Origin of the sequence: Exiguobacterium sp. s122 (genome assembly GCF_018618475.1) — a bacterium.
Lineage (GTDB): Bacteria > Bacillota > Bacilli > Exiguobacteriales > Exiguobacteriaceae > Exiguobacterium > Exiguobacterium himgiriensis.
In genome coordinates, this window is record NZ_JACSMD010000006.1 from 27,810 (window position 1) to 53,500 (window position 25,691).

The window sequence follows — 25,691 nt, forward strand, 5'->3', positions numbered from 1 at the left end:
GTGGCTTAATGGAGTGGCTTTCGGGTATAATCATATCGTGTGCCAGCACACGAAAAACACATGCGGAAGGAGAATACCCAGTATGGCAAGAGAATTCTCCCTAAAGAATACTCGTAACATCGGGATCATGGCTCACATCGATGCCGGTAAAACGACAACGACTGAACGTATTCTTTATTACACAGGTCGTATCCACAAAATTGGTGAAACTCATGAAGGAGCTTCACAAATGGACTGGATGGAGCAGGAGCAAGAGCGTGGAATCACGATCACTTCTGCAGCGACAACTGCACAGTGGAATGGCCACCGTGTAAACATCATCGATACACCTGGACACGTAGACTTCACAGTTGAAGTTGAGCGTTCACTTCGTGTACTTGATGGCGCAGTAGCAGTACTTGATGCACAATCAGGTGTTGAACCACAAACAGAAACTGTATGGCGTCAAGCGACGACTTACGGTGTTCCACGTGTCGTATTCGTCAACAAGATGGATAAGATCGGTGCGGACTTCTTGTACTCGGTGAAAACACTTCACGAGCGTCTTCAAGCCAATGCACACCCAATCCAACTTCCAATCGGTGCGGAAGACGAATTCAAAGGAATCGTTGACCTCGTCGAAATGAAGACGTACATGTACTCGAACGACCTCGGTACAGACATCGAAGTAATCGAAGGCTTCCCAGCTGACATGGCTGACCAAGCTGAAGAACTTCGCGGTCAATTGATCGAAGCGGTCGCGGACTACAACGAAGAGTTGATGATGAAATACCTCGAAGGCGAAGAGATCTCAATTGAAGAACTCAAAGCTGGTATTCGTAAAGCAACACTCAGCGTAGAATTCTACCCTGTACTCGTTGGTTCGGCCTTCAAAAACAAAGGTGTTCAATTGATGTTGGACGCAGTTGTTGATTACCTCCCATCACCAGTTGATGTTGAGTCAATCAAAGGGGTTAACCTCGATACAGAAGAAGAAATCACGCGTGAACCTTCGGATGAAGCGCCGTTCTCGGCACTCGCATTCAAAGTCATGACTGACCCTTACGTCGGTAAATTGACATTCTTCCGTGTGTACTCTGGTACAGCACAAGCTGGTTCGTATGTGAAGAACTCGACTAAAGGGAAGCGTGAGCGTCTCGGTCGTATCCTTCAAATGCACGCGAACAGCCGTGAAGAAATTCCAATGGTATACGCTGGTGACATCGCCGCAGCTGTTGGTCTTAAAGATACAACGACTGGTGATACGCTTTGCTCAGAGAAAGACAACGTCGTTCTCGAGTCAATGACATTCCCAGAACCGGTTATCTCGGTCGCGATCGAGCCTAAATCGAAAGCTGACCAAGACAAAATGGGTCAAGCCCTCGCGAAACTCGCAGAAGAGGATCCAACATTCCGCACTGAAACAAACCAAGAGACAGGTCAAACGATCATCTCTGGTATGGGTGAGCTTCACCTTGATATCCTCGTTGACCGTATGCGTCGCGAATTCAAAGTAGAAGCAAACGTTGGTGCACCACAAGTTGCTTACCGTGAAACAATCCGTGGCGCTGCGAAGATCGATTCGAAATTCGTACGTCAATCAGGTGGACGCGGTCAGTACGGTCACGTTGTCGTAGAATTCGAGCCGAACGAAGAAGGCGCTGGATTCGCATTCGAGAACAAGATCGTCGGTGGTGTTGTCCCACGTGAATACGTCCCAGCTGTTCAAAACGGGATTGAAGAAGCTCTCGAAAACGGTATCCTCGCTGGCTACCCAGTAGTTGACGTTAAAGCTGCCCTCGTCTTCGGATCGTACCACGATGTCGACTCGAACGAGATGGCGTTTAAAGTTGCTGCTTCGATGGCGGTTAAACAACTTAAGGATCAAGCGAAAGCTGTAATCCTTGAGCCAATGATGCGTGTTGAAGTTGTCATCCCAGAAGAATACTTGGGAGACATCATGGGTGACGTCACGTCACGCCGTGGACGCGTAGAAGGTATGGAAGCACGCGGTAACGCGCAAGTCGTTAAAGCAATGGTTCCACTTTCGGAAATGTTCGGATATGCAACGTCGCTTCGTTCACGTACGCAAGGACGTGGAACGTACTCGATGCACTTCGACCACTACGAAGAAGTACCGAAGTCAATTGCTGAAGAAATCATCAAAAAAGCGAACGGCTAATAACGGTTGTAACGCTGAATTGATTGTTGTAAGCTAAGGAGGACGTATGTTAAAAGTAGCCTACGTCTTCCTAGTTAAATAAAAACTTATTGTTTATAGAGGAGGAATCTAGAATGGGTAAAGAAAAATTCGACCGTTCTAAACCGCACGTTAACGTTGGGACAATCGGCCACGTCGACCACGGTAAAACAACTTTGACTGCAGCGATCTCAGCTGTACTTTCAAAAGCACAAGGTAAGGCTGCTACTAAGTTCGACCAAATCGATGGTGCTCCAGAAGAGCGCGAGCGCGGTATCACAATCGCAACAGCTCACATCGAGTACGAAACTGAGAAACGCCACTATGCACACGTTGACTGCCCAGGTCACGCTGACTATGTTAAAAACATGATCACTGGTGCTGCACAAATGGACGGCGCGATCCTCGTTGTTTCTGCAACAGATGGCCCAATGCCACAAACGCGTGAGCACATCCTTCTTTCACGTCAAGTAGGTGTTCCTTTCATCGTTGTATTCATGAACAAAGTTGACATGGTTGACGACGAAGAACTCCTTGAGCTCGTTGAAATGGAAATCCGTGAACTTCTTTCTGAATACGACTTCCCAGGCGACGACCTTCCAGTAATCAAAGGTTCAGCACTTGGCGCGCTTAACGGCGAAGCTCAGTGGGAAGAAAAAATCATGGAACTCATGAACGCTGTTGATGAGTACATCCCTGAGCCAGTTCGTGACACGGACAAAGACTTCATGATGCCAGTTGAGGACGTATTCTCAATCACTGGTCGCGGTACTGTAGCGACTGGTCGTGTTGAGCGTGGTGTTCTCCGCGTCAACGACGAAGTTGAAATCGTTGGTCTTACAGAAGAAACGAAGAAAACTGTATGTACTGGTGTAGAGATGTTCCGTAAGCTTCTCGACTACGCTGAAGCTGGCGACAACATCGGTGCACTTCTCCGTGGTGTATCACGCGACGATATCGAGCGTGGACAAGTACTTGCTAAGCCAGGTTCAATCACACCACACTCGAAGTTCAAAGCTTCAATCTACGTTCTTTCTAAAGAAGAGGGTGGCCGTCACACGCCATTCTTCGCGAACTACCGTCCGCAGTTCTACTTCCGTACAACTGACGTAACAGGTATCGTTCACCTTCCAGAAGGTACTGAAATGGTAATGCCAGGAGACAACATCGAGTTGACGATCGAATTGATTTCTACAATCGCGATCGAAGACGGAACACGTTTCTCAATCCGTGAGGGTGGCCGTACTGTAGGTGCTGGTTCTGTAACACAAATCATCGAGTAATCGATGTTCAAAGCGGTCCGCGTTTGCGGATCGCTTTTTTTGTTTACGTGGCGTCATGGTAAGATAGCACATATGAAGTCAAAGGAGAGATGATGATGAAAGAGAAACTGGAGACGCTGTGCCGATTGAACGGAATCGAATGCCGAATCGGAGGTTCGACGTTACTGAAACATCATGGACTCATAGAGACAGCGAATGACTTAGACGTTTTCGTGGAACCGGATCAATTCGAACGACTCGACAACGTCCTGAGTCGCGTCGGAGAGAAGCACGACACAAAACCGCATACCGATTATTTAACAACGTACTTTGGTGAGTATGAAGTAGAAGGGGTGGAGGTCGATGTGATGGCGTCGTTTCGGATGAAGTGCACAGACGGCATTTACACACATCCGTACATCGAGCCGGTCGACGGTTGGATGCATCTCGAGGAGTGGGCCGTCCTCTATACCGTCATGCAACGTCGTGAAAAGGTTGAGCACATCAAAGCCTATTTCCTTAACCATTCTTTTAATGAAGAAATTGTTCGAACGTGTCTGTTACGGGCTCCGGATTCAGTCATCGGGCAGGTAATGACACAGTTTCAAGACGTTATGAAACGCTAGGTCGAGTTGACACGGGAGTTCAATTGAAAAATAGTTCAACAAAAGAAAGAAAATAGCTTGCAAATGCCTCGGAATCTTGTTACATTAGTGAACGTTGAATAACTCATCAGACATCCGGCACGTTCAAAAAATCAAATCTTGCAATTCATTTGGGGATTCGATATAATGATTAAGTGTTTGTGCGAGTGGTGAGAGACTTTACAGCAGAAAATGGGTCCAATCGTTGATTTGCAATGATCGGATGCCTCTGCTGACACAAGCACGCTGCGATGAAGCGGGAGGTTATGACACGCCAGGCAGCTTTGCCATGGCCGGTGTGGAAATTTCCGCGGAGAACTGTCTATTTTTAAAATAGGCGACAAAGGAGGGAAACTTACATGGCAAATGAAAAAATCCGTATTCGTTTAAAAGCATACGACCATCGCGTTCTCGATCAATCAGCTGAGAAAATCGTTGAAACGGCGAAGCGTTCAGGTGCAAAGGTTTCGGGACCAATCCCGCTTCCAACTGACAAATCGATCTACACGATCCTTCGTGCGGTTCACAAGTACAAAGATGCTCGTGAGCAGTTCGAGATGCGTACACACAAACGCTTGATCGACATCGTCAACCCAACACCAAAAACGGTTGATGCGCTTATGCGCCTCGAATTACCATCAGGTGTTGACATCGAAATCAAACTTTAATTCTTCATATAGTAGATACTAGCCAGAAGAGACAATAATTATTAAACAGGAGGTGTATCTCATGGCTAAAGGAATCTTAGGAACAAAACTCGGTATGACTCAAATCTTCAACGAAGCAGGCGAAGTCGTACCAGTAACAGTAGTTGCTGTCGAAGGAAACGTTGTGCTTCAACTTAAAACAGTTGAAACAGACGGTTACGAAGCAGTTCAACTCGGTTTCAGCGACGTGAAAGAATCACGTCAAAACAAACCGGCAAAAGGTCACGCTGCGAAAGCAAACGCGACACCTAAGCGCTTCATCAAAGAGATTCGTACTTCAGTAGAAGGATACGAAATCGGTCAAGAGATCAAGGCGGACATTTTCGCTGCAGGTGAATTAGTAGACGTTACAGGTACTTCAAAAGGTAAAGGATTCCAAGGTGCGATCAAGCGTCACGGACAATCACGTGGACCAATGGCTCACGGTTCGCGCTACCACCGTCGTCCTGGTTCGATGGGTCCTGTAGCTCCTAACCGCGTATTCAAAGGGAAACTTCTTCCTGGTCAAATGGGCGGAGAGCGTAAAACGATTCAAAACCTTGAAGTTGTTAAAGTTGACGTGGAACGTGGCCTTGTACTCGTTAAAGGCGCAATCCCAGGCGCTCGCAAGTCGAACGTCATCATCAAAACAGCGGTAAAAGGTAACTAATTAACTGCACGGAAAGGAGGAATTACGAATGCCTAAAGTAGCTTTGCTTAACCAAACAGGTTCACAAGTTGGCGAAATCGAATTGGCAGAAGCCATCTTCGGTATCGAGCCAAACGATTCAGTACTTTATGACGCGATCGTCATGCAACAAGCATCACGCCGTCAAGGTACTCACGATACGAAAGGTCGCTCGGAAGTACGCGGTGGCGGCCGTAAACCATGGAAACAAAAGGGAACTGGTCGTGCGCGCCAAGGTTCGATCCGCTCACCACAATGGGTTGGTGGTGGAACAGTCTTCGGTCCAACTCCACGTTCATACTCTTACAAGCTTCCTAAAAAAGTTCGTCGTCTTGCACTTCTTTCGGCTTTGTCGACTAAAGTACAAAACAACGAAATGATCGTCCTCGAAGGCCTTGCTTTCGATGCACCAAAAACAAAAGATATGGCTGCTGTACTTAACAGCCTTTCAGTAGAACGTAAGGCTCTTGTAGTCACAGCGGACTACAATGAGACTATCGCTCTCGCAGCTCGTAACATCCCAGGAGTGACTGTGATCGACGCAGCAGGCGTGAACGTTCTTGACCTCGTTGCTAACGACAAAGTCATCTTCACTAAAGATGCGGTTGCGAAGGTAGAGGAGGTGCTTGCATAATGGCACAAGCATACGATATCATCAAACGCCCGATCATCACTGAACGTTCAGTTAGCCTCATGGAAGCTAACAAATACGTTTTCGAAATCGACGTTAAAGCGACTAAATCGCAAGTGAAACACGCTATCGAAACAATCTTCAACGTGAAAGTTGCTTCGGTAAACACAATGAACATGAAACCGAAAGCGAAACGTGTCGGTCGTCACTCTGGTTACACAGCTCGCCGTAAAAAAGCGATCGTAACTCTTGCTGAAGGCAACACAATCGACTTCCTCGGTTAATTGACTACTTTACAAGAAAAGGAGGGAATCCTCGATGGCAATCAAAAAGTTTAAGCCGACCACTAACGGTCGTCGTAACATGACATCTCTCGATTTCGCAGAGATCACAACGAATCGCCCTGAAAAATCGTTAACTGAAAAGCTTTCGAAAAAAGGCGGTCGTAACAACCAAGGTCGTTTGACTGTTCGTCACCAAGGTGGCGGTCACAAACGTAAATACCGTATCATCGATTTCAAACGTAACAAAGATGGCATCGTCGGACGCGTAGCAACGATCGAATACGATCCAAACCGTTCAGCGAACATCGCCCTCATCAACTATGCAGATGGTGAGAAGCGTTACATCCTCGCTCCTAAAGGCATCAAAGTCGGCATGGAAATCATGGCTGGCCCAGAAGCGGACATCAAAGTAGGGAACGCGTTGCCACTCGCAAACATCCCTGTCGGTACTACTATCCACAACATCGAGCTTAAGCCTGGTAAAGGCGGTCAGCTTGTTCGTGCGGCTGGTGCATCGGCACAAATCCAAGGACGTGACGGCAAGTACGTCATCGTTCGTCTTCAATCAGGTGAATCACGCTTGTTCCTCGGCACTTGCCGCGCGACAGTCGGTTCAGTTGGTAACGAAGAACACGAACTCGTTAACATCGGTAAAGCAGGACGTTCACGTTGGTTAGGCAAGCGCCCAACAGTACGTGGTTCTGTTATGAACCCGGTTGATCACCCACACGGTGGTGGTGAAGGTCGTGCGCCAATCGGTCGTTCGGGCCCACTTACTCCTTGGGGTAAACCAGCTCTTGGTCTTAAAACTCGTAAGAAAAACAAATCGAGCGACATGTACATTCTTCGTCGTCGCAAGAAATAATCACTACATGATTCTCGGGCGGTTCGAAAGGGCCGTTCCCGAATCATTCCAAAGGGAGGTTCTATCATGGGTCGCAGCTTGAAAAAAGGTCCATTCGCAGATCACCACTTGCTCGCTAAAGTTGACAAACTCAACGAATCTGGTGAGAAGCAGGTTATTAAAACTTGGTCACGTCGCTCGACGATCTTCCCAGAATTCATGGGTCACACGTTCGGTGTACACGATGGTCGCAAACACGTACCAGTATTCGTGACAGAAGACATGGTTGGTCACAAACTTGGTGAGTTCGCTCCAACACGCACGTACAAAGGTCACGGATCAGACAAGAAAACGAAACGGTAATTTGAGGGGAGGTCAAATCCATGCAAGCTAAAGCATCAGCTAATATGGTCCGTCTTGCTCCTCGCAAAGCACGTCTCGTTGTAGACTTAATTCGCGGGAAACAAGTCGGCGAAGCGCTCTCTGTCCTTGCTCACACGAACAAGGCAGCGTCGCCAGTCGTTGAAAAAGTATTGAAGTCAGCGATTGCAAACGCAGAGCACAACTACGATATGAACATTGAGAACCTTGTCGTTACAGAAGCATTTGTTAACGAAGGTCCAACACTCAAACGCTTCCGCCCACGTGCGATGGGTCGCGCAAGCCGTATTAACAAACGCACAAGCCACATCCACATCGTGGTAACTGAAAAATAAGGAGGGATATGTAGTGGGTCAAAAGGTAAATCCGCACGGTCTTCGCGTTGGTATTATCAAAGACTGGGATTCGCGTTGGTACGCTGAGAAAGACTACGCAGATCTCCTTCATGAAGACTTCGTTATTCGTGAATATATCGAAAACAAAATGAAGGATGCTAGTGTTTCTAAAGTAGAAATCGAGCGCGCTGCAAACCGCGTAAACATTTCGCTTCACACTGCGAAACCAGGTATGGTTATCGGTAAAGGTGGTTCGGAAATCGAGTCACTCCGTAAAAACATCACGAAACTTGCAGAAGGCAAACGTGTTCACATCAACGTTGTTGAAGTGAAAAACGCGGACGCTGTTGCAAAACTCGTTGCTGAAAACATCGCTCGTCAATTGGAAGGTCGCGTATCTTTCCGTCGTGCAATGAAGCAATCAATTCAACGTTCGATGCGCACTGGCATCAAAGGGATCAAAACAGAAGTTTCTGGTCGTCTTGGTGGCGCTGATATCGCTCGTTCAGAGAAGTACTCGGAAGGAACAGTTCCACTTCACACACTCCGTGCCGACATCGACTACGGAACAGCTGAAGCAGACACAACTTACGGTAAAATCGGAGTTAAAGTCTGGTTATACCATGGTGAAGTTCTTCCAACAAAAAACAACACAGCGAAAAACGCTGAATAATAAACACTCTTTCAGGAAGGAGGCAACACACTATGTTGTTACCTAAACGCGTGAAATATCGTCGTGTACACCGTGGTAAAATGCGCGGGAATGCAAAACGCGGCACAACAGTACATTTCGGTGAATTCGGTCTCCAAGCTCTCGAAGCGAGCTGGATCACAAACCGTCAAATCGAATCAGCACGTATCGCAATGACACGTTATATGAAACGTGGCGGTAAAGTGTGGATCAAGATCTTCCCACACAAGCCATACACGAAAAAGCCTCTCGAAGTCCGAATGGGTTCGGGTAAAGGTGCTCCAGAAGGCTGGGTAGCTGTAGTTAAGCCTGGCAAAGTAATGTTCGAAATCGCAGGTGTATCTGAGGAAGTGGCACGTGAGGCACTTCGTCTTGCATCGCACAAACTTCCAGTTAAATGTAAGTTCGTGAAACGTGAAGAAAATGGTGGTGATACGAATGAAAGCAACTGATCTCCGTCAATCAACAACTGAAGAGCTCAACGGTAAAGTCGGCGAGTGGAAAGAAGAACTCTTTAACCTTCGTTTCCAATTAGCTACAGGTCAGCTTGAGAATCCTGCTCGTATCCGTGAAGTACGCAAGTCGATTGCGCGTGCTAAAACGATTCTTCGTGAACGCGAACTCGGCATCAACAACGGCTAATCTAATCGGATTCTTGAAGAGGAGGTAACACTCATGGAACGCAATCAGCGTAAAGTATTCACTGGACGCGTCGTGTCTGACAAAATGGACAAAACGATCGTCGTTGCAGTTGAAACAAAAGTACGTCATAAGCTTTATGGCAAACGTGTAAACTACACGAAGAAATTTAAAGCACATGATGAAAACAATGTCGCTAAAATCGGCGATATCGTACGCATCGCGGAAACACGTCCACTTTCGAAAGACAAACGTTTCCGTCTCGTATCAGTAATTGAAGAATCAGTAATCATCTAATAACAGTTCGGATCTATAAACATCCGGAGGGAGGTACACTCGCATGATTCAACAAGAATCTCGCTTGAAAGTAGCAGACAACTCTGGCGCGCGTGAACTGTTGACAATTAAAGTCCTCGGTGGTTCAGGTCGTAAGACTGCTAACATCGGTGACATCATCGTCGCGACGGTAAAACAAGCAACACCAGGTGGCGTTGTTAAAAAAGGTGACGTTGTCAGAGCAGTTGTCGTTCGTACAAAACGCGGCGCTCGTCGTAAAGATGGTTCGTACATCCGTTTCGATGAGAACGCAGCAGTCATCATCAAAGATGACAAGAGCCCACGCGGCACACGGATCTTCGGGCCAGTTGCACGTGAACTTCGTGAAAAAGAATTCATGAAGATCGTTTCGTTGGCACCGGAAGTACTTTAATTTCCAATTTCAATCCTATAAGGAGGTGCGCAAACGATGCATGTTAAAAAAGGCGATACAGTCCAGGTAATGTCTGGTAAAGATAAAGGCAAGCAAGGGGTCATCCTCAAAGCGATGCCAAGCAAGAACCGCGTAGTCGTTGAAGGGGTTAACGTGATGAAAAAGCACGCGAAACCATCACAAGCGAATCCACAAGGCGGTATCCTTGAAATCGAAGCACCAATTCACGTCTCGAACGTCATGCCACTCGACCCGAAAACGGGCAAACCAACTCGCGTTGGTTTCAAAGTAGTCGATGGTAAAAAAGTTCGTGTCGCGAAATCGGGCGAAGTACTCGATAAATAAGAAGAACGTGACGAAAGGAGGTCCATTCGACTATGAACCGTTTGCAAGAGAAGTATAAAAGCGACATCGTGAAAGCGATGATGGATAAATTCAATTATGACTCAGTCATGCAAGTACCGAAGGTCGACAAGATCGTCATCAACATGGGTGTAGGTGACGCTGTTTCGAACTCGAAAGCACTTGATATGGCAGTGGAAGAATTATCAATTCTTTCTGGTCAAAAACCACTCGTAACGAAGGCTAAGAAATCAATCGCTGGTTTCAAACTTCGTGAAGGCATGCCAATCGGAGCGAAAGTAACACTTCGCGGCGAGCGCATGTACGATTTCCTCGACAAATTGGTAACTGTTTCACTTCCACGTGTACGTGACTTCCGCGGTGTATCGAAGAAAGCATTCGACGGACGCGGTAACTACACGCTTGGCGTGAAAGAGCAACTTATTTTCCCTGAGATCGATTACGATAAAGTATCTAAAGTACGCGGTATGGATATCGTTGTTGTTACAACAGCGAACACAGACGAAGAAGCTCGTGAATTGCTCACACTTCTCGGAATGCCATTCCAAAAATAATCTAAAGGGAGGTAAACAACATGGCTAAAAAGTCAATGGTGAATCGCGAAATCAAACGCGAGAAACTCGTTGCCCAGTACGCTGAGAAACGTGCACAACTAAAAGCTGAAGGCGACTACATCGGCCTCAGCAAATTGCCACGTAACTCGTCACCTGTTCGCTTGCACAACCGTTGCAGCATCACAGGTCGTCCGCATGGTTACATGGGTAAATTCGGAATCAGCCGTATCATGTTCCGTGACCTTGCATACAAAGGTCAAATCCCTGGTGTTAAAAAAGCAAGCTGGTAATCCACTAAAGTGTGAAAGGAGGTACATCGCATGGTAATGACAGACCCAATTGCAGATATGCTTACACGTATCCGTAACGCTAACATGGTTCGCCATGAAAAATTGGAGCTTCCAGCTTCGAACATCAAACGTGAGGTTGCAGAGATCCTCAAGCGTGAAGGTTTCATTCGCGATGTTGAATATATCGAGGACGCTAAACAAGGTACACTTCGTCTTTTCCTTAAGTATGGAGCAAGCAACGAACGTGTTATCACTGGTCTCAAACGTATTTCGAAACCAGGTCTTCGCGTATATGCAAAAGCAGATGAAGTACCAAAAGTACTCGGAGGACTCGGTATCGCAGTTCTTTCGACATCAAAAGGTCTTATGACTGATAAAGAAGCTCGCCAACAACAAGTCGGCGGCGAAGTGATCGCCTACATCTGGTAAGTCACTTTTCTAACAAGAACGGAGGTGTAATCAATGTCACGTATTGGTAAAAAACCAGTTACGATTCCAGCTGGCGTTACTGTCACGGTTGCAGAAGACAACACGGTCACAGTAAAAGGTGCTAAAGGTGAACTTTCGCTTTCAGCTAACCCAGCATTGGAAATCAAAGTTGAAGAGAACGAATTGACTGTCGTTCGTCCGGATGACTCGAAAGAGAACCGTACGATCCACGGTACGACACGTGCCCTTATCGCCAACATGGTGGAAGGTGTGTCTAACGGATTCCAGAAAACACTTGAGATCTCAGGGGTTGGTTACCGTGCTGCTAAGCAAGGGAACAAACTCGTCCTCAGCCTCGGCTACTCGCACCCAATCGAGTACGTTGCTGAAGAAGGTATCGAGATCGAAGTGCCTTCAAACACGCAAATCATCGTAAAAGGGATTAACAAAGAGCGCGTCGGTCACGTTGCTGCTCAAATCCGCTCGTACCGTGCTCCAGAACCTTACAAAGGTAAAGGTGTTCGTTACTCTGATGAACGTATTCGCCGTAAAGAAGGTAAGACTGGTAAGTAATTCGTCACGAAATGAACGGAAAGGAGTGGCATAAATGATCACAAAAGCAGATAAAAATGCAGTTCGTAAAAAGCGTCATGCTCGTGTACGTCGTACGATCACGGGGACAGCAGCTCGTCCACGTTTGAACGTCTTCCGCTCAAGCAAACACATTTACGTACAACTCATCGATGACGCGGCACAAACAACGCTTGTGTCAGCATCTTCGAAAGATAAAGCTCTCGATCTTACAAACGGTGGTAACGTTGAAGCAGCGAAAGCTGTTGGTAAACTTGCTGCTGAACGTGCACTCGAGAAAGGTATCGACACAGTTGTGTTCGACCGTGGTGGATACCTCTATCATGGCCGCGTCAAAGCTGTTGCTGAAGCAGCTCGTGAAGCAGGTCTTAAATTCTAAGAAAAAGGAGGGGACACTCGATGCGCCAGTTAGACGTTAACTTGGAACAACTCGAAGAACGCGTTGTTACCGTAAACCGCGTCGCGAAAGTCGTGAAAGGTGGCCGTCGCTTCCGTTTCGCCGCTCTCGTCGTCGTAGGTGACAAAAATGGTCACGTCGGTTTCGGTACAGGTAAGGCACAAGAGGTGCCAGAAGCGATCCGTAAGGCTATTGAAGCCGCTAAGAAAAACATGGTTCAAGTACCAATGGTCGGTACAACAATTCCACACGAAATCACAGGAGTATTCGGAGCAGGTCGTGTATTCATGAAACCAGCTTCTGAAGGTACTGGGGTTATCGCAGGTGGTCCGGTTCGTGCCGTACTCGAACTTGCAGGTGTAGGTGACATCCTTTCGAAATCGTTAGGTTCAAACACACCAATCAACATCGTCCGCGCGACGGTACAAGGCTTGACAGAGCTCAAAAAAGCAGAGGAAGTTGCTAAACTACGCGGTAAAAGCGTAGAAGAACTTCTTAAATAAGGGAGGGAACTAGACATGGCGAAACTCGCAATCACCCTCACACGCAGCATTATTGGCCGTCCTGAGGATCAGCGTGTAACAGTGCGTACACTTGGTCTTCGCAAAATGCATCAGACAGTCGTTGTCCCTGACAACGTCGCGATGCGCGGAATGGCTAAAAAAGTGTCGCACCTTGTGACTGTAAAAGAAATCAACGAATAATCAAAGATCTTATTAAATAAGGAGGTGCCACTATGAAACTCCATGAATTGAAGCCAACTCCAGGTTCACGTCACGAACGCAACCGTGTCGGTCGCGGTATGGCGACTGGTAACGGTAAAACTTCTGGCCGTGGACACAAAGGTCAAAAAGCTCGTTCGGGCGGTGGCGTTCGTCCAGGATTTGAAGGTGGGCAAAACCCACTCTACCGTCGTCTTCCAAAACGCGGTTTCAACAACCCGACTCGTAAAGAGTACGCAGTTGTATCCCTAGACACGCTTAACCGTTTCGAGGCAGGTACTGAAGTAACTCCAGAACTCTTAATCGAGACTGGTGTTGTCAGCTCTGCTAAAGACGGGATCAAAGTACTTGCTAACGGCAAGCTTGAAACGAAATTGACTGTAAAAGCCAACAAATTCTCGGGTGCAGCGAAAGAAGCGATCGAAGCAGCTGGCGGTTCAGTTGAGGTGATCTGATGTTTCAGACGATCTCCAATATGTGGCGCGTGAAAGATATTCGACAGCGTATTCTCTTCACACTCGCAATCATCATCATTTTCCGCATCGGGGCCCATATCCCGGTGCCGATGGTGAATACGGATGTGTTGCGTTTTGACTCAGGAGGTCTGCTTGACTTCTTGAACTTGTTTGGAGGAAATGCTTTACAGAACTTCTCCCTGTTCGCAATGGGGATCATGCCGTACATCACGGCATCGATCGTCGTGCAACTCTTACAAATGGACGTCGTTCCGAAGTTTGCCGAATGGGCGAAACAAGGAGAGGCGGGCCGTAAGAAGTTAGCGACGGTCACGCGCTATGGAACGATCATCTTAGGATTCATTCAAGCGACATCGTTGTCGTTTGGATTCAACCGCCTCTACCCAGGTCTCGTCAATGAGACGTGGGGAACGGCTACCTACTTTGTGATCGCGATTGTACTCACTGCAGGTACAGCGTTCTTGATGTTCTTAGGTGAGATGACAACGGAGAGAGGTGTTGGAAATGGTATTTCCATCATCATCTTCGCTGGTATCGTCGCTGGGTTCCCAAGAATCTTCACGCAGATTTATGAGACGAAGCTCCAAAATGCTGGAGACGCGTTATTCATTAACATTGTTTACTTGGTTGTATTGGCACTCGTTATTTTGGCTGTGACGGTTGGGATCATTTATGTTCAACAAGCGGCACGCAAAATCCCGATTCAATATGCGAAGCGCACGGCGAACCGCACCCCTGTGGGCGGTCAGTCAACGCACTTGCCAATCAAGCTAAACGCGGCTGGTGTTATCCCGGTTATCTTCGCGATTTCCTTCATGGTGACACCGCCAACTGTTGCAAGCTTCATTGCTTCTCCTGAAACGACGCAAAAGTTGCAGACGTACTTCGATACGACAGCTCCAATCGGAATGTCCATCTATGTTGCGCTCATCATCGCGTTCGCTTACTTCTATACATTTGTTCAGGTCAACCCAGAACAGATGGCAGAAAACTTGCAGAAGCAAGGTGGTTATATCCCTGGGATTCGTCCTGGGGCGCAAACAGAACAGTACATCACGAAGTTGCTTTATCGATTGACATTCTTCGGGGCGATCTTCTTATCGGTCGTCGCGATCATGCCGACAATCTTCATTAAGCTTGCCGGTCTCCCAACTTCGGTGCAAATCGGAGGAACGAGCTTGTTGATCGTCATCGGGGTAGCCCTCGAAACGATGAAACAAATCGAAAGCCAACTCGTAAAACGACACTACAAAGGCTTTATCCGTTAAAGCGGAAGGAAGGGTAAACCCTTCCTTCCTGTCGTGTTACGACTAGTTCGTGAAAAACAAAACTGGAGGCTAACTGAGATGAATCTAGTACTCATGGGCTTACCGGGTGCAGGGAAAGGGACTCAAGCGGCTAAAATCGTCGAAGAGTACCAAATCCCACACATTTCGACAGGCGACATGTTTCGTGCGGCAATCAAAGGCGGAACGCCACTCGGAAAAGAAGCAAAATCGTTCATGGACAAAGGTGAACTCGTACCGGATGAGGTAACAATCGGAATCGTACGGGAACGCTTAAGTCAAGATGACACGAAAAACGGCTTCCTACTCGATGGATTCCCGCGTACTGTTGCTCAAGCAGAGGCACTCGAAAGTTTGCTTAAAGATTTGGGAAAACAGATTGACCATGTCGTGAACATCGATGTGGATGCGGAAATTCTCGTCCCGCGTTTGACAGGTCGTTGGATCTGCCCGACGTGCGGTGCGACATACCACGTAATCTTCAACCCACCAAAAGTGGAAGGAATTTGTGATGTGGATGGGTCGGCGCTTATGCAACGTGAAGACGATAAAGAGAAAACGGTTCGCCGTCGCCTTGACGTCAACATCGAGCAATCAAAACCACTCATTGACTTTTACGCTGAAAAAGGGTATCTTCGTACATTGGATGGAGATCGTCCAATCGATGTCGTTTATGCCGATGTCAAAGCGTTACTCGGTGATACTGAATGATCATCACGAAGACGCCTCGTGAAATTGCGATTATGCGTGAGGCTGGGCAAATTGTTGCTCGAACACACCAGGTGCTTAAACAGCACATCAAACCAGGAATTACGACGCTTGAGCTCGACCGGATTGCGGAAGAATACATTCGCAGCCAAGGTGCCACACCTTCGTTCAAAGGCTACAACGGGTTTACCGGTAGCGTTTGTGCGTCGGTGAATGAAGAGCTTGTTCATGGCATTCCGGGAGAACGGGTATTGAACGACGGAGATATCATCTCTATCGACATCGGTGCTCACTTTAACGGATACCATGGAGACTCTGCCTGGACTTATCCAGTCGGAACAATCTCGGACGAGACGCAGCGGTTACTTGACGTAACCGAAGAAAGTCTGTATAAAGGATTGGAGCACGCCAAGGCTGGACAGCGATTAACGGATATCTCCCATGCGATTCAAACGTATGTGGAAGCACACGATTTTTCTGTCGTCCGCGAATACGTCGGTCATGGTGTCGGTCAAAATTTGCATGAAGAACCGCAAATCCCGCACTATGGTCCACCGGGGAAAGGGCCACGCCTGAAGACTGGAATGACGTTAGCTATCGAACCGATGGTGAACGCTGGTCAACGCTATGTTCGAACACTGGCTGACAACTGGACAGTTGTGACAGTGGACGGTAGCATGTGCGCCCACTTTGAGCACACCATCGCCATCACAGACGATGGATACGAGATTTTAACGAAACTCGATTCCGGTGAATGAGGCTCTATTGCTTCGTGCTGATCCATAATGGATCCTTCTCTCACAGTACAATGCGATAGATCGTCTGTGCTCCTAAATATCTTCATATAGAAAGGGGAATAAATGATGGCGAAACAAGATGTCATTGAAGTGGAAGGCACTGTTGTCGAACCACTTCCAAACGCAATGTTTAAAGTGGAGTTAGAAAACGGCCACACGGTGCTCGCGCACGTCTCAGGGAAAATTCGGATGCACTACATTCGAATCCTTCCAGGTGACCGCGTAACTGTCGAGTTGTCTCCGTATGACTTGACTCGCGGGCGGATTACGTACCGTTACAAGTAACTCCGATTTTTCCAGGAGGAGGGTATAATCATGAAAGTAAGACCGTCGGTAAAACCGATTTGCGAAAAATGTAAAGTTATTCGCCGTAAGGGTAAAGTAATGGTAATTTGCGAAAACCCGAAACACAAACAAAAACAAGGTTAATCTAAGAGGAGGTGCACACATGGCACGTATTGCTGGTGTAGATATTCCACGCGAAAAACGTATCGTTATTTCGCTCACATACATCTTTGGTATTGGTAAAACAAGAGCACAAGAAATTTTGAAGGCTGCAAACGTATCTGAAGATTCACGCACACGTGATTTGACAGAGGACGAAATCAACCGCATCCGTGAAGCAATTGACGGAATCAAAGTTGAAGGTGACCTTCGTCGTGAAGTTTCACTCAACATTAAGCGTTTGATCGAAATCGGCGCATATCGCGGTGTTCGTCACCGTCGTAGTCTCCCTGTTCGCGGTCAAAACACGAAGAACAACTCGCGTACTCGTAAAGGCCCACGCCGTACAGTAGCGAACAAGAAGAAGTAAAGGAGGGAATTGAACAATGGCGAAACGTAAGCAAAACGTACGTTCTAAACGTAAAGTTAAAAAACATGTTGAATCTGGTGTGGTCCACATCCGTTCTACATTCAACAACACAATCATCACAATCACTGATACGCAAGGTAACGCGATCTCATGGGCTACTTCTGGTAACCTTGGATTTAAAGGATCACGTAAATCGACTCCGTTCGCAGCACAATTGGCTGCTGAAACTGCAGCGAAAGTTGCAATGGACAACGGTATGCGCACAGTAGAAGTTAACGTTAAAGGTCCTGGTGCTGGACGTGAAGCGGCTATCCGTGCCCTCCAAGCTACTGGTCTTGAAGTAACTGCAATCCGTGACGTAACACCAGTTCCGCACAACGGTTGCCGCCCTCCAAAACGTCGCCGCGTATAATCGCTTGAGCGTGTGATGGGCATTCCTAGCACGGACAGCATATACAATGCAGTGCAAGCTGCATGGCAGGATACACTCAAGGAGGGGTTCAGATGATCGAGATTGAAAAACCAAAGATCGAAACGGTCGAAATCAGCGAGGATGCTACGTTTGGTAAATTCGTAGTCGAACCGCTTGAACGTGGATATGGCACGACTCTCGGTAACTCACTACGTCGGATTTTATTGTCATCGCTTCCTGGTGCAGCGGTAACGGCAGTTCAAATCGATGGCGTGCTTCACGAGTTCTCTACGATTGACGGTGTCGTCGAAGACGTCACACAAATCGTATTAAACCTGAAGAAGTTAGCGCTCAAAGTGTACTCGGACGAAGAGAAGACGCTTGAGATTAATGTTTCAAGTGCCGGTGCTGTCACTGCGGCAGACATTACCCATGATAGCGACGTTGAAATCTTGAATCCTGAGCTCCACATCGCGACTCTCGCTGACAACGCGACGCTTCGCATGCGTTTGACTGCTCGCCGTGGTCGTGGTTACGTCCAGGCAGAAGACAACAAACGTGATGATATGCCGATTGGGGTCATTCCAATCGATTCGATCTACACGCCGATTCAACGTGTAAACTACGAAGTAGACAAAACACGTGTCGGTCAAGACGCTAGCTTCGATAAGCTTCTATTAGACGTGTGGACAGATGGTTCAATCCGTCCGGAAGAAGCGGTATCGCTCGGGGCGAAAATTTTGACAGAACACTTGAACATTTTTGTTGGCTTGACTGACGAAGCTCTCAATGCAGAAATCATGGTCGAGAAAGAAGAAGACCAAAAAGAAAAAGTACTCGAAATGACGATTGAAGAACTCGATCTCTCAGTTCGCTCGTACAACTGCTTGAAGCGCGCTGGCATCAACACTGTTCAAGAACTCGCAAACAAATCAGAGGAAGAGATGATGAAAGTTCGTAACCTCGGACGGAAATCACTCGAAGAAGTTCAACTCAAGTTGGACGAGCTCGGTTTGGGCTTGCGTAAAGAAGACTAAGTTCAACCGAAGGAGGGAAATGTAATGGCTTATTCGAAACTTGGCCGTACAAGCTCGCAACGTAAGGCACTCTTGCGTGATCTTGCAACTGACCTTATTATCAACGAGCGCATTCAAACAACTGAACAAAAAGCGAAAGAACTTCGCCCAGTCGTTGAAAAATTGATCACTCTTGGGAAACGTGGCGATCTTCACGCCCGTCGTCAAGTCGCTTCATTCGTTCGCAAAGAGAACGCTGGAGAAAAAGACGCAATCCAAAAATTGTTCGAAGACGTGGCACCACGCTACGCTGAACGTCAAGGTGGATACACGCGCATCATGAAAGTCGGCCCACGCCGCGGTGATGGAGCAGAAGTTGTAATCATCGAACTCGTCTAATTCATTAGGCAGTCAACAGGGCATGCGGTGACGTATTGCCCTGTTTCCACATCGAAAGGAGTCGGCCCATGGAACCTCAAATTATGGTACGCGATATCGTGTTTCGTTACCCGGGACAAACCGAGCCCGCCCTTAACGGGTTGTCGCTCGATGTATACAAAGGGGAATGGCTCGCCATCGTCGGCCATAACGGTTCGGGCAAGTCGACTTTAACGAAATTGTGGAACGGGCTTTTGCTTCCTCAAGAAGGAGAAGTCCGGGTAGAGACACTCGATCCGACGGACGCCACAGACGTGTGGGACGTCCGGAAGCGGGTCGGTGTCGTCTTCCAAAATCCTGACAACCAGTTTGTCGGGGCGACCGTGCGCGATGATGTGGCATTCTCTCTCGAAAACATGGGACTTCCACGTCAAGAAATGGTTCGTCGAATTGATGACAGTCTAGCGCGCGTTGGATTATCGGAACTAGCGGACCGTGAACCGCATCAGTTATCCGGTGGACAAAAGCAGCGCGTTGCAATTGCTTCGGCTCTTGCAATGCGCCCGCATGTCCTCGTGCTCGATGAAGCGACCTCGATGCTTGACCCGATTGGGCGCAAAGAGGTGTTACAAACGGTACGACAGCTCGTCTCAGAAGGGATGACCGTTGTCGCCATTACCCACGAGCTCGACGAAGTGTTGTTTGCCGACCGTATTATTGCCTTGTCTAAAGGTGAAATCGCCATGACAGGCACTCCTGAAGACGTGTTTCAACGTCCGGACGCATTACGAGCCATTCAGCTGGATGTGCCGTTCATCGTCAGGATGCAACTCGAACTGAAGGAACGAGGCATTCCACTCGATCGTCTGATGCTACAACATTCGGAGTTGGTGAATCATCTATGCCGATTAGCATTGAAGAAGTGACGTATCTTTACCAATTGAATACTCCGTTTGAACGAACCGCGCTGCGCGATGTGAATGTATCCATTCCGTCGGGAGCGCTTGTTGCGTTTCTTGGACATACCGGCTCAGGGAAGTCGACACTCGTTCAACACTTAAACGGCCTGTTGCGTCCGACAAAAGGGCGTGTCGTCGTCGATGACATCGAAGTCCGTCCCATTACGAAACGTCGTGACAAAAAAGAAAGCTTATTGCCGCTTCGGCGCCGCGTTGGGCTCGTCTTTCAATATCCCGAACATCAGCTGTTCGAAGAGACGGTCGAACGCGACGTCATGTTTGGGCCGCGCAATTTTGGCGCGACCGAGGCCGAAGCGAAAGAGCGAGCCCATGCTGCCTTACGTCTCGTCGGGCTAGACGAGGCGCTGTGGACGCGTTCGCCATTCGACTTGTCGGGAGGCCAAATGCGCCGTGTGGCGATTGCAGGCGTACTTGCAAGCCGTCCAGACGTCCTTGTCGTCGATGAACCGACAGCAGGACTCGATCCGCTTGGACGTCGCGACATGCTCAGTTTGTTTAAACGCTTAAAGCAAGAACTCGACTTGACGCTCATCCTCGTGTCGCATGATATGGATGACGTGTTGACGTATGCCGAGCGTGTCGTCGTCATGGAACGCGGTGCTGTAGCTTTTGATGGCGACCCGTTCGATTTATTCCGCGATGAAGCACTCGTCACGTCGTTACAACTCGACGTCCCGAACGTGCTTCGGATGGCCCAAGCGTTCGAGTCGACGTTCGGACCGATTCCTCCTGCGCTTCGCACCGAGACGGAACTCGCTGACTGGATTGCGATGAACCTTCGGAAGGAGGGGGACTAATTGATTATCGGACAATATATCCCGGGGCACTCGTGGCTTCATTCGCTCGATGCCCGAGCGAAGACGTTATTCGTCCTACTCTTTATCCCGATCGTCTTCTTGGCGGATAATTTATGGACGAACATGTTTTTGCTTACGTTCACGTTATTCGCCGTCAAGCTATCGCAATTGTCATGGCGGTTCTTATGGAACGGTTTAAAGATGATTCTCTTTTTAATTATCTTTACGTTATTCCTCCAACTATTTTTTAATCGAGATGGAGAATTGCTCGTTGCGTTCGGTCCGTTTTCGATTTACTCCGAAGGGATTCGGATGGGCATGATCGTCTCGCTCCGTTTCTTCTATCTCGTTATGCTGACGACGCTTGTGACGCTCACGACGACACCGATGGAACTGACCGACTCAATCGAGGCCGGACTCCGTCCGCTCGAACGGTTCAAAGTGCCAGCCCATGAGATTGCCCTCATGTTATCCATCTCGCTTCGTTTCTTGCCGACGCTCGCCGACGAGACCGATCGCATCATGAAAGCCCAGCAAGCACGAGGGGTCGACTTAAAGAGCGGACCGGTTAAAGATCGGTTAAAGGCGGTCGTCCCACTTATGATTCCGTTATTCGTTTCGGCGTTTAAACGGGCTGAGGACCTCGCTACGGCGATGGAGGCTCGCGGGTACCGTGGGGGGGAAGGACGGACGAGATGGCGTGAGATGACGTGGCATCGCCGTGATACAGGATTACTCGTTGCGTTCGTCGTGTTGACACTCATCTTACTAGGATTGCGAGGGATTGGATGAGACGGATTAAATTGACGCTCGCATATGATGGGACGAACTATGCGGGCTATCAAGTGCAACCGAACGGGAACACGATTCAAGCCGAGGTCGAGGCCGTACTAGCGCGGATGCATGGGCGACCTGTGAAAGTCGTGGCCTCAGGCCGCACCGACGCGCGTGTTCACGCTAAAGGACAAGTGATCCATTTTGACACGCATTTACAAATGCCTGCCGACCGGTTCGTCAAAGCGTTGAACGCGATGCTACCGGACGACATCCATGCTTGTTCGGCTGTAGAGACGGATTCATCCTTTCATGCTCGTTACGGAGCGAAGCGTAAGGAATATCGGTACGTCATCCGTCAAGACGTGGACCCGTTCCGTCGGCACCATGCCGTGACGGTGACATATCCGCTTGACGTCGAACGGATGCGACAAGCACTCGCTCATTTGGTTGGGACGCATGACTTCACCTCGTTCTCAGTGACGAAGGCGGAAGTCGAGGATCGTGTCCGGACCATCTATGAGGCGGAGCTTATTAAAAGCGGAGAAGAGATGTACTTCCGATTCATCGGATCAGGTTTTCTATACAATCAGGTCCGCATCATGGTCGGAACCGTGTTGGAAGTGGGCCGAGGAAAGTATGAGCCCTCCGACATCGAGCGGATGTTAGTGGAAAAAGACCGTCGCGTTGCTGGAATTACAGCTCCGCCGCATGGCCTTTACTTATGGAATGTGAATTATGAAAAAGTAGATTGACATTCCCCTTATAAAATCGTATTATATTCATTGGCATTTCATTTTCAATATTGAGAGATGAACCACAATCTTAGCCCCGTAAACTAGGATTATGATAAAGCATCACCCAAGCAGTAAAAAATTAAGCGAACAGACATTTTAGGAGGTATTCCACATGCGCACGACATTCATGGCAAAAGCATCTGAAGTAGAACGCAAATGGCTCCTTATCGACGCAGAAGGCAAAACACTTGGTCGTTTGACTAGTGAAGTAGCATCACTTCTTCGCGGTAAGCACAAGCCGACTTTCACACCACACGTTGATTGCGGAGACCACGTCATCATCATCAACGCTGAGAAAATCCACTTAACTGGTAACAAGTTGAATGACAAGATCTACTACCGTCATTCAGGTCATCCAGGCGGTTTGAAATCACAAACTGCAAAAGAGCTTCTTGCAAAACGTCCAGAGCGTATGCTTGAACTCGCGATCAAAGGGATGCTTCCAAAAGGATCACTCGGTCGTCAATCATTCAACAAACTCCACGTTTACGCTGGAGCTGAGCACAAGCACGAAGCACAAAAACCAGAAGTTTACGAACTTCGCGGTTAATCGGGACACAGGGAGGAACTAAACGATGGCAGATGTACGTTACTACGGAACAGGCCGCCGCAAACACTCGGTGGCTCGCGTTCACCTCGTTGCAGGTGACGGTAAAGTTGTTGTAAATGGCCGTGATATCTCAGAATACTTCGGTCATGAGACTTTGATCATGATGGCTAAATCACCACTCGTATTGACTGAAACAGAAGGTAAATACGATGTAATCGTTAACGTTAACGGTGGTGGATACACTGGACAAGCTGGAGCGATTCGCCACGGCGTATCACGTGCGCTTCTTCAAGCGGACCCAGAATTCCGTCCAGGCCTCAAAGAAAAAGGCTTCTTGACTCGTGACGCACGTATGAAAGAGCGTAAAAAATACGGTCTTAAAGCAGCACGTCGCGCACCACAATTCTCGAAGCGTTAATCTTCGGGCAAGTTGGTCTTTCCTCTCCTCCTTTTGGGGGAGAGTTTTTTTGTATACAAATTCGCCGATTTCTGTCCCCTCAAGAAAACGCTTTTTTTGATATACTGTTAGCGAGACAGAAATTAGGGGGAAATGACATGCTTACAGTCGAACAAGTTCGTGAAGAATTGGCGGGGTTAGTCGATCCGACAATTAACCGTACGCTTGGAGATACAGCTGGTGTGAGAGACATCCGAATCAAAGAAGATTACGTGAGTGTGAAAGTGGCGCTCGGTCAAACCGGGAGCGGCGAACAGTTGCAATTGCAGCAAGAGATTGTGACACTCTTAAAAGGGAAAGGCTTCAAGACGGTCGGCCTTCGCTTTGAGGCGCTCAATGACGAGAGTTTGAAAGAAGCGACGAAACCGGCTATCTTGCGTGAAAACTCAGGAACGACGTTTATCGCCATCGCCTCAGGTAAAGGCGGCGTTGGTAAATCGACCGTATCCGTCAACTTGGCTGTCGCACTCGCGCGAGCGGGTAAAAAAGTTGGGCTCATTGACGCGGATATTTATGGGTTCAGTGTGCCAGACATGCTTGGGATCGAAGAGCGTCCGGTCGTCCGTGGCGAGAAGATTATTCCGGTCGAGCGGTTTGGTGTCAAAGTCATTTCGATGGGCTTCTTCGTCGAGGACAATGCGCCGGTCATTTGGCGGGGACCAATGCTTGGAAAGATGCTTAATAACTTCTTTAACGACGTCGAGTGGGGCGACCTCGATTACTTGCTCCTCGACTTACCACCAGGAACAGGGGACGTCGCGCTTGATATCCACTCGATGCTTCCGGCCTGTCAGGAGTTGATCGTGACGACGCCTCACGCTACGGCAGCGTTCGTCGCAGCTCGTGCTGGTGCGATGGCGATCAAGACAAACCATAAAGTACTTGGGATCATCGAGAACATGGCTTACTTTGAGAGTAAGGTAACAGGGGAGAAAGAATACGTCTTCGGTTATGGCGGTGGCGAGAAACTGTCTGAAGCGTTGAAGAGTAAATTGCTCGCCCAAATCCCACTCGGTCAACCGTACGCGAACGAAGAAGACTTTGCGCCGTCGGTTTACCGTGATGGCCACCCGTTTGAAGCAACTTACGATGAATTGGCACAAGCGGTGATTGAACAAATAGAAGGGTGAATGGTTAACAGATGAAAGTACAAGGTTTTTTACGGTTATTTTGGACGACACTCGTCTTCGGGACGTTATTTGGGTTCGTAATGAACTTATTAGCGAATCCGGGCTATTTAGTAAGTCAGTCATGGGCCGCCATTGTGACGGCGCTCAGTTATTCAAGCACATGGACGGGGATCAGCATGATGGGGTTCTTTGCTTATTTAATTGTGCACCGGGTCGGACTTGACTTGTTTCGCGGCCCGAGACTTTGGAATCGTGTCCAAGTGCTCTTAATCGCGTTTGCGTTATTTGATGCTGTCTATCTTCGTATGCTCGCGTTTAGTAACGATCATATGTGGCGGTATATCGGAGAGATGGTCGTATTGGTCATCGTCTCTTGGGTTGTCGCGACGAGCAAGGCGAGACAAACGAATGCGAGTGCGTTTATCCCGACACTTTTCTTAATGATTGTCATCACGTTGATTGAATGGATTCCTGCACTTCAAACGACAGATGAGGTCGCGCTTCTTTGGCCGGCCTTAGCGACGCTTGTGTTCGCGAATGCATATCAAGTGTTAATGCTTCATCGATTCCAGGCGCCTGTTGAGACTCCGGTCGAAGAGCGGCAGCAAAAAGGTTCGAACAAAACAAAAAAACGTGTAGCATCGAAATCGTCTTAACGAAAAAGGGAACGTCCAATTGGACGGTTTCCTTTTTTTTGCTACAGAAATGGCCGAGCGGAAGAAATTCAAAAAACAATAAAGTTTTTTTAGAAAAACAGTTGACGAATATTAGAGGCGCTGATATATTAATAAACGTCGCTGCTGTTCCATTCGGGACAACAGAAAGTGAGTGAAAAAAATAATAAAAAGTGATTGACTTTTAAAAATCAAATCGCTATTATTAAAAAGTCGCTAACACGACAACGAATTGGTCTTTGAAAACTGAACGATGAGGCAAAAAAAGTTTTACAATTTTTGAATGAAGCGCAAGCTTCGTCATTTTCAAGAGCTATATCAAATTC

The 25,691-nt window shown here is 48.0% G+C and carries 41 protein-coding genes; all 41 read left to right on the forward strand.

Annotated elements, in window-relative coordinates; genetic code table 11:
• The first annotated feature begins 82 nt into the window (after positions 1-82).
• The gene (gene fusA / locus KNP92_RS14780; protein ID WP_211780269.1) at positions 83-2,161 is read left to right on the forward strand and encodes an elongation factor G; all 2,079 of its coding nucleotides are present in this window, start codon (positions 83-85) and stop codon (positions 2,159-2,161) included.
• A 113-nt stretch (positions 2,162-2,274) separates the two neighbouring features.
• A complete protein-coding gene (tuf, locus tag KNP92_RS14785) occupies positions 2,275-3,462 on the forward strand; it encodes an elongation factor Tu (RefSeq protein WP_034817130.1) in 1,188 nt (395 codons plus the stop codon).
• 95 nt (positions 3,463-3,557) lie between these two features.
• Entirely contained in the window at positions 3,558-4,067 is a 510-nt protein-coding gene (locus KNP92_RS14790; protein ID WP_214841837.1) for a nucleotidyltransferase family protein, read from the forward strand.
• Positions 4,068-4,444: 377 nt separating this feature from the next.
• The gene (gene rpsJ / locus KNP92_RS14795; protein ID WP_016508894.1) at positions 4,445-4,753 is read left to right on the forward strand and encodes a 30S ribosomal protein S10; all 309 of its coding nucleotides are present in this window, start codon (positions 4,445-4,447) and stop codon (positions 4,751-4,753) included.
• Positions 4,754-4,814: 61 nt separating this feature from the next.
• The gene (rplC, locus tag KNP92_RS14800; protein WP_024372182.1) at positions 4,815-5,441 is read left to right on the forward strand and encodes a 50S ribosomal protein L3; all 627 of its coding nucleotides are present in this window, start codon (positions 4,815-4,817) and stop codon (positions 5,439-5,441) included.
• A 28-nt stretch (positions 5,442-5,469) separates the two neighbouring features.
• On the forward strand, positions 5,470-6,093 hold the full coding sequence (rplD, locus tag KNP92_RS14805) for a 50S ribosomal protein L4 (protein ID WP_214841839.1): 624 nt from the start codon (positions 5,470-5,472) through the stop codon (positions 6,091-6,093).
• Positions 6,093-6,374, forward strand: a complete 282-nt coding sequence (rplW, locus tag KNP92_RS14810) for a 50S ribosomal protein L23 (protein WP_214841841.1) — start codon at positions 6,093-6,095, stop codon at positions 6,372-6,374. Before rplD ends, rplW begins: the two co-directional genes overlap by 1 nt.
• A gap of 34 nt (positions 6,375-6,408) precedes the next feature.
• Positions 6,409-7,239 (forward strand): 50S ribosomal protein L2, encoded by an 831-nt coding sequence (gene rplB / locus KNP92_RS14815; RefSeq protein ID WP_034817133.1) that lies wholly within the window; start codon positions 6,409-6,411, stop codon positions 7,237-7,239.
• 66 nt (positions 7,240-7,305) lie between these two features.
• The gene (gene rpsS / locus KNP92_RS14820; RefSeq protein WP_012727673.1) at positions 7,306-7,581 is read left to right on the forward strand and encodes a 30S ribosomal protein S19; all 276 of its coding nucleotides are present in this window, start codon (positions 7,306-7,308) and stop codon (positions 7,579-7,581) included.
• Positions 7,582-7,601: 20 nt separating this feature from the next.
• A complete protein-coding gene (gene rplV / locus KNP92_RS14825) occupies positions 7,602-7,934 on the forward strand; it encodes a 50S ribosomal protein L22 (protein WP_024372186.1) in 333 nt (110 codons plus the stop codon).
• A 13-nt stretch (positions 7,935-7,947) separates the two neighbouring features.
• On the forward strand, positions 7,948-8,607 hold the full coding sequence (rpsC, locus tag KNP92_RS14830; RefSeq protein ID WP_211780272.1) for a 30S ribosomal protein S3: 660 nt from the start codon (positions 7,948-7,950) through the stop codon (positions 8,605-8,607).
• 32 nt (positions 8,608-8,639) lie between these two features.
• Positions 8,640-9,077 carry a 50S ribosomal protein L16 gene (gene rplP, locus KNP92_RS14835; RefSeq protein ID WP_012727670.1) on the forward strand — a complete coding sequence of 146 codons (438 nt, stop codon included), beginning with the start codon at positions 8,640-8,642 and terminating at the stop codon, positions 9,075-9,077.
• Positions 9,064-9,267, forward strand: coding sequence for a 50S ribosomal protein L29 (gene rpmC, locus KNP92_RS14840; protein WP_012727669.1), 204 nt, complete (start codon positions 9,064-9,066; stop codon positions 9,265-9,267). Before rplP ends, rpmC begins: the two co-directional genes overlap by 14 nt.
• A 33-nt stretch (positions 9,268-9,300) precedes the next feature.
• Positions 9,301-9,561, forward strand: coding sequence for a 30S ribosomal protein S17 (gene rpsQ / locus KNP92_RS14845; RefSeq protein ID WP_214841849.1), 261 nt, complete (start codon positions 9,301-9,303; stop codon positions 9,559-9,561).
• 43 nt (positions 9,562-9,604) lie between these two features.
• Positions 9,605-9,973, forward strand: coding sequence for a 50S ribosomal protein L14 (rplN, locus tag KNP92_RS14850; RefSeq protein ID WP_012727667.1), 369 nt, complete (start codon positions 9,605-9,607; stop codon positions 9,971-9,973).
• A 36-nt stretch (positions 9,974-10,009) separates the two neighbouring features.
• On the forward strand, positions 10,010-10,318 hold the full coding sequence (gene rplX, locus KNP92_RS14855) for a 50S ribosomal protein L24 (RefSeq protein WP_214841851.1): 309 nt from the start codon (positions 10,010-10,012) through the stop codon (positions 10,316-10,318).
• Positions 10,319-10,350: 32 nt separating this feature from the next.
• Entirely contained in the window at positions 10,351-10,890 is a 540-nt protein-coding gene (rplE, locus tag KNP92_RS14860; protein WP_024372189.1) for a 50S ribosomal protein L5, read from the forward strand.
• Between the two features lie 20 nt (positions 10,891-10,910).
• Positions 10,911-11,180 carry a 30S ribosomal protein S14 gene (rpsN, locus tag KNP92_RS14865; protein ID WP_214841853.1) on the forward strand — a complete coding sequence of 90 codons (270 nt, stop codon included), beginning with the start codon at positions 10,911-10,913 and terminating at the stop codon, positions 11,178-11,180.
• A 30-nt stretch (positions 11,181-11,210) separates the two neighbouring features.
• A complete protein-coding gene (gene rpsH / locus KNP92_RS14870) occupies positions 11,211-11,609 on the forward strand; it encodes a 30S ribosomal protein S8 (RefSeq protein ID WP_034804038.1) in 399 nt (132 codons plus the stop codon).
• 33 nt (positions 11,610-11,642) lie between these two features.
• Positions 11,643-12,182 carry a 50S ribosomal protein L6 gene (rplF, locus tag KNP92_RS14875; RefSeq protein WP_024372191.1) on the forward strand — a complete coding sequence of 180 codons (540 nt, stop codon included), beginning with the start codon at positions 11,643-11,645 and terminating at the stop codon, positions 12,180-12,182.
• A gap of 34 nt (positions 12,183-12,216) precedes the next feature.
• Positions 12,217-12,579 carry a 50S ribosomal protein L18 gene (rplR, locus tag KNP92_RS14880; RefSeq protein ID WP_012727661.1) on the forward strand — a complete coding sequence of 121 codons (363 nt, stop codon included), beginning with the start codon at positions 12,217-12,219 and terminating at the stop codon, positions 12,577-12,579.
• Positions 12,580-12,599: 20 nt separating this feature from the next.
• Positions 12,600-13,100 (forward strand): 30S ribosomal protein S5, encoded by a 501-nt coding sequence (rpsE, locus tag KNP92_RS14885; protein ID WP_214841862.1) that lies wholly within the window; start codon positions 12,600-12,602, stop codon positions 13,098-13,100.
• Between the two features lie 15 nt (positions 13,101-13,115).
• Complete coding sequence (rpmD, locus tag KNP92_RS14890) at positions 13,116-13,301, forward strand: 50S ribosomal protein L30 (RefSeq protein ID WP_214841864.1); 186 nt, start codon at positions 13,116-13,118, stop codon at positions 13,299-13,301.
• A 32-nt stretch (positions 13,302-13,333) separates the two neighbouring features.
• Positions 13,334-13,774: a 50S ribosomal protein L15 gene (gene rplO / locus KNP92_RS14895; RefSeq protein WP_021066618.1), complete on the forward strand. Its 441-nt coding sequence runs from the start codon at positions 13,334-13,336 to the stop codon at positions 13,772-13,774.
• Positions 13,774-15,063, forward strand: a complete 1,290-nt coding sequence (gene secY, locus KNP92_RS14900; RefSeq protein WP_211780274.1) for a preprotein translocase subunit SecY — start codon at positions 13,774-13,776, stop codon at positions 15,061-15,063. The genes rplO and secY overlap by 1 nt, the downstream gene beginning before the upstream one ends.
• Positions 15,064-15,141: 78 nt before the next feature.
• Positions 15,142-15,792: an adenylate kinase gene (locus KNP92_RS14905; protein WP_214841866.1), complete on the forward strand. Its 651-nt coding sequence runs from the start codon at positions 15,142-15,144 to the stop codon at positions 15,790-15,792.
• Complete coding sequence (map, locus tag KNP92_RS14910) at positions 15,789-16,547, forward strand: type I methionyl aminopeptidase (RefSeq protein ID WP_214841868.1); 759 nt, start codon at positions 15,789-15,791, stop codon at positions 16,545-16,547. Before KNP92_RS14905 ends, map begins: the two co-directional genes overlap by 4 nt.
• A gap of 105 nt (positions 16,548-16,652) precedes the next feature.
• Positions 16,653-16,871, forward strand: coding sequence for a translation initiation factor IF-1 (infA, locus tag KNP92_RS14915; RefSeq protein ID WP_021066622.1), 219 nt, complete (start codon positions 16,653-16,655; stop codon positions 16,869-16,871).
• A gap of 30 nt (positions 16,872-16,901) precedes the next feature.
• Positions 16,902-17,015 carry a 50S ribosomal protein L36 gene (gene rpmJ, locus KNP92_RS14920; protein WP_003156543.1) on the forward strand — a complete coding sequence of 38 codons (114 nt, stop codon included), beginning with the start codon at positions 16,902-16,904 and terminating at the stop codon, positions 17,013-17,015.
• 19 nt (positions 17,016-17,034) lie between these two features.
• Complete coding sequence (gene rpsM, locus KNP92_RS14925; protein ID WP_024372197.1) at positions 17,035-17,400, forward strand: 30S ribosomal protein S13; 366 nt, start codon at positions 17,035-17,037, stop codon at positions 17,398-17,400.
• A 16-nt stretch (positions 17,401-17,416) separates the two neighbouring features.
• Positions 17,417-17,812 carry a 30S ribosomal protein S11 gene (rpsK, locus tag KNP92_RS14930; RefSeq protein WP_034804056.1) on the forward strand — a complete coding sequence of 132 codons (396 nt, stop codon included), beginning with the start codon at positions 17,417-17,419 and terminating at the stop codon, positions 17,810-17,812.
• A gap of 92 nt (positions 17,813-17,904) precedes the next feature.
• Entirely contained in the window at positions 17,905-18,849 is a 945-nt protein-coding gene (locus tag KNP92_RS14935) for a DNA-directed RNA polymerase subunit alpha (RefSeq protein WP_021066625.1), read from the forward strand.
• Between the two features lie 24 nt (positions 18,850-18,873).
• Entirely contained in the window at positions 18,874-19,227 is a 354-nt protein-coding gene (rplQ, locus tag KNP92_RS14940; RefSeq protein WP_012727650.1) for a 50S ribosomal protein L17, read from the forward strand.
• A gap of 68 nt (positions 19,228-19,295) precedes the next feature.
• Positions 19,296-20,132, forward strand: coding sequence for an energy-coupling factor transporter ATPase (locus tag KNP92_RS14945; RefSeq protein WP_214841870.1), 837 nt, complete (start codon positions 19,296-19,298; stop codon positions 20,130-20,132).
• Positions 20,108-20,983 carry an energy-coupling factor transporter ATPase gene (locus KNP92_RS14950; RefSeq protein ID WP_214841872.1) on the forward strand — a complete coding sequence of 292 codons (876 nt, stop codon included), beginning with the start codon at positions 20,108-20,110 and terminating at the stop codon, positions 20,981-20,983. Before KNP92_RS14945 ends, KNP92_RS14950 begins: the two co-directional genes overlap by 25 nt.
• A complete protein-coding gene (locus tag KNP92_RS14955; protein ID WP_214841875.1) occupies positions 20,984-21,775 on the forward strand; it encodes an energy-coupling factor transporter transmembrane component T family protein in 792 nt (263 codons plus the stop codon).
• Positions 21,772-22,512, forward strand: coding sequence for a tRNA pseudouridine(38-40) synthase TruA (truA, locus tag KNP92_RS14960; protein WP_214841884.1), 741 nt, complete (start codon positions 21,772-21,774; stop codon positions 22,510-22,512). Before KNP92_RS14955 ends, truA begins: the two co-directional genes overlap by 4 nt.
• Positions 22,513-22,666: 154 nt before the next feature.
• Complete coding sequence (gene rplM / locus KNP92_RS14965; protein WP_024372202.1) at positions 22,667-23,104, forward strand: 50S ribosomal protein L13; 438 nt, start codon at positions 22,667-22,669, stop codon at positions 23,102-23,104.
• Positions 23,105-23,129: 25 nt separating this feature from the next.
• Positions 23,130-23,522: a 30S ribosomal protein S9 gene (gene rpsI / locus KNP92_RS14970; RefSeq protein WP_034807525.1), complete on the forward strand. Its 393-nt coding sequence runs from the start codon at positions 23,130-23,132 to the stop codon at positions 23,520-23,522.
• Positions 23,523-23,659: 137 nt separating this feature from the next.
• A complete protein-coding gene (locus KNP92_RS14975; protein ID WP_214841886.1) occupies positions 23,660-24,691 on the forward strand; it encodes an Mrp/NBP35 family ATP-binding protein in 1,032 nt (343 codons plus the stop codon).
• Between the two features lie 11 nt (positions 24,692-24,702).
• Positions 24,703-25,347: a KinB-signaling pathway activation protein gene (locus tag KNP92_RS14980; RefSeq protein ID WP_214841888.1), complete on the forward strand. Its 645-nt coding sequence runs from the start codon at positions 24,703-24,705 to the stop codon at positions 25,345-25,347.
• The last annotated feature ends 344 nt before the right edge of the window (positions 25,348-25,691 follow it).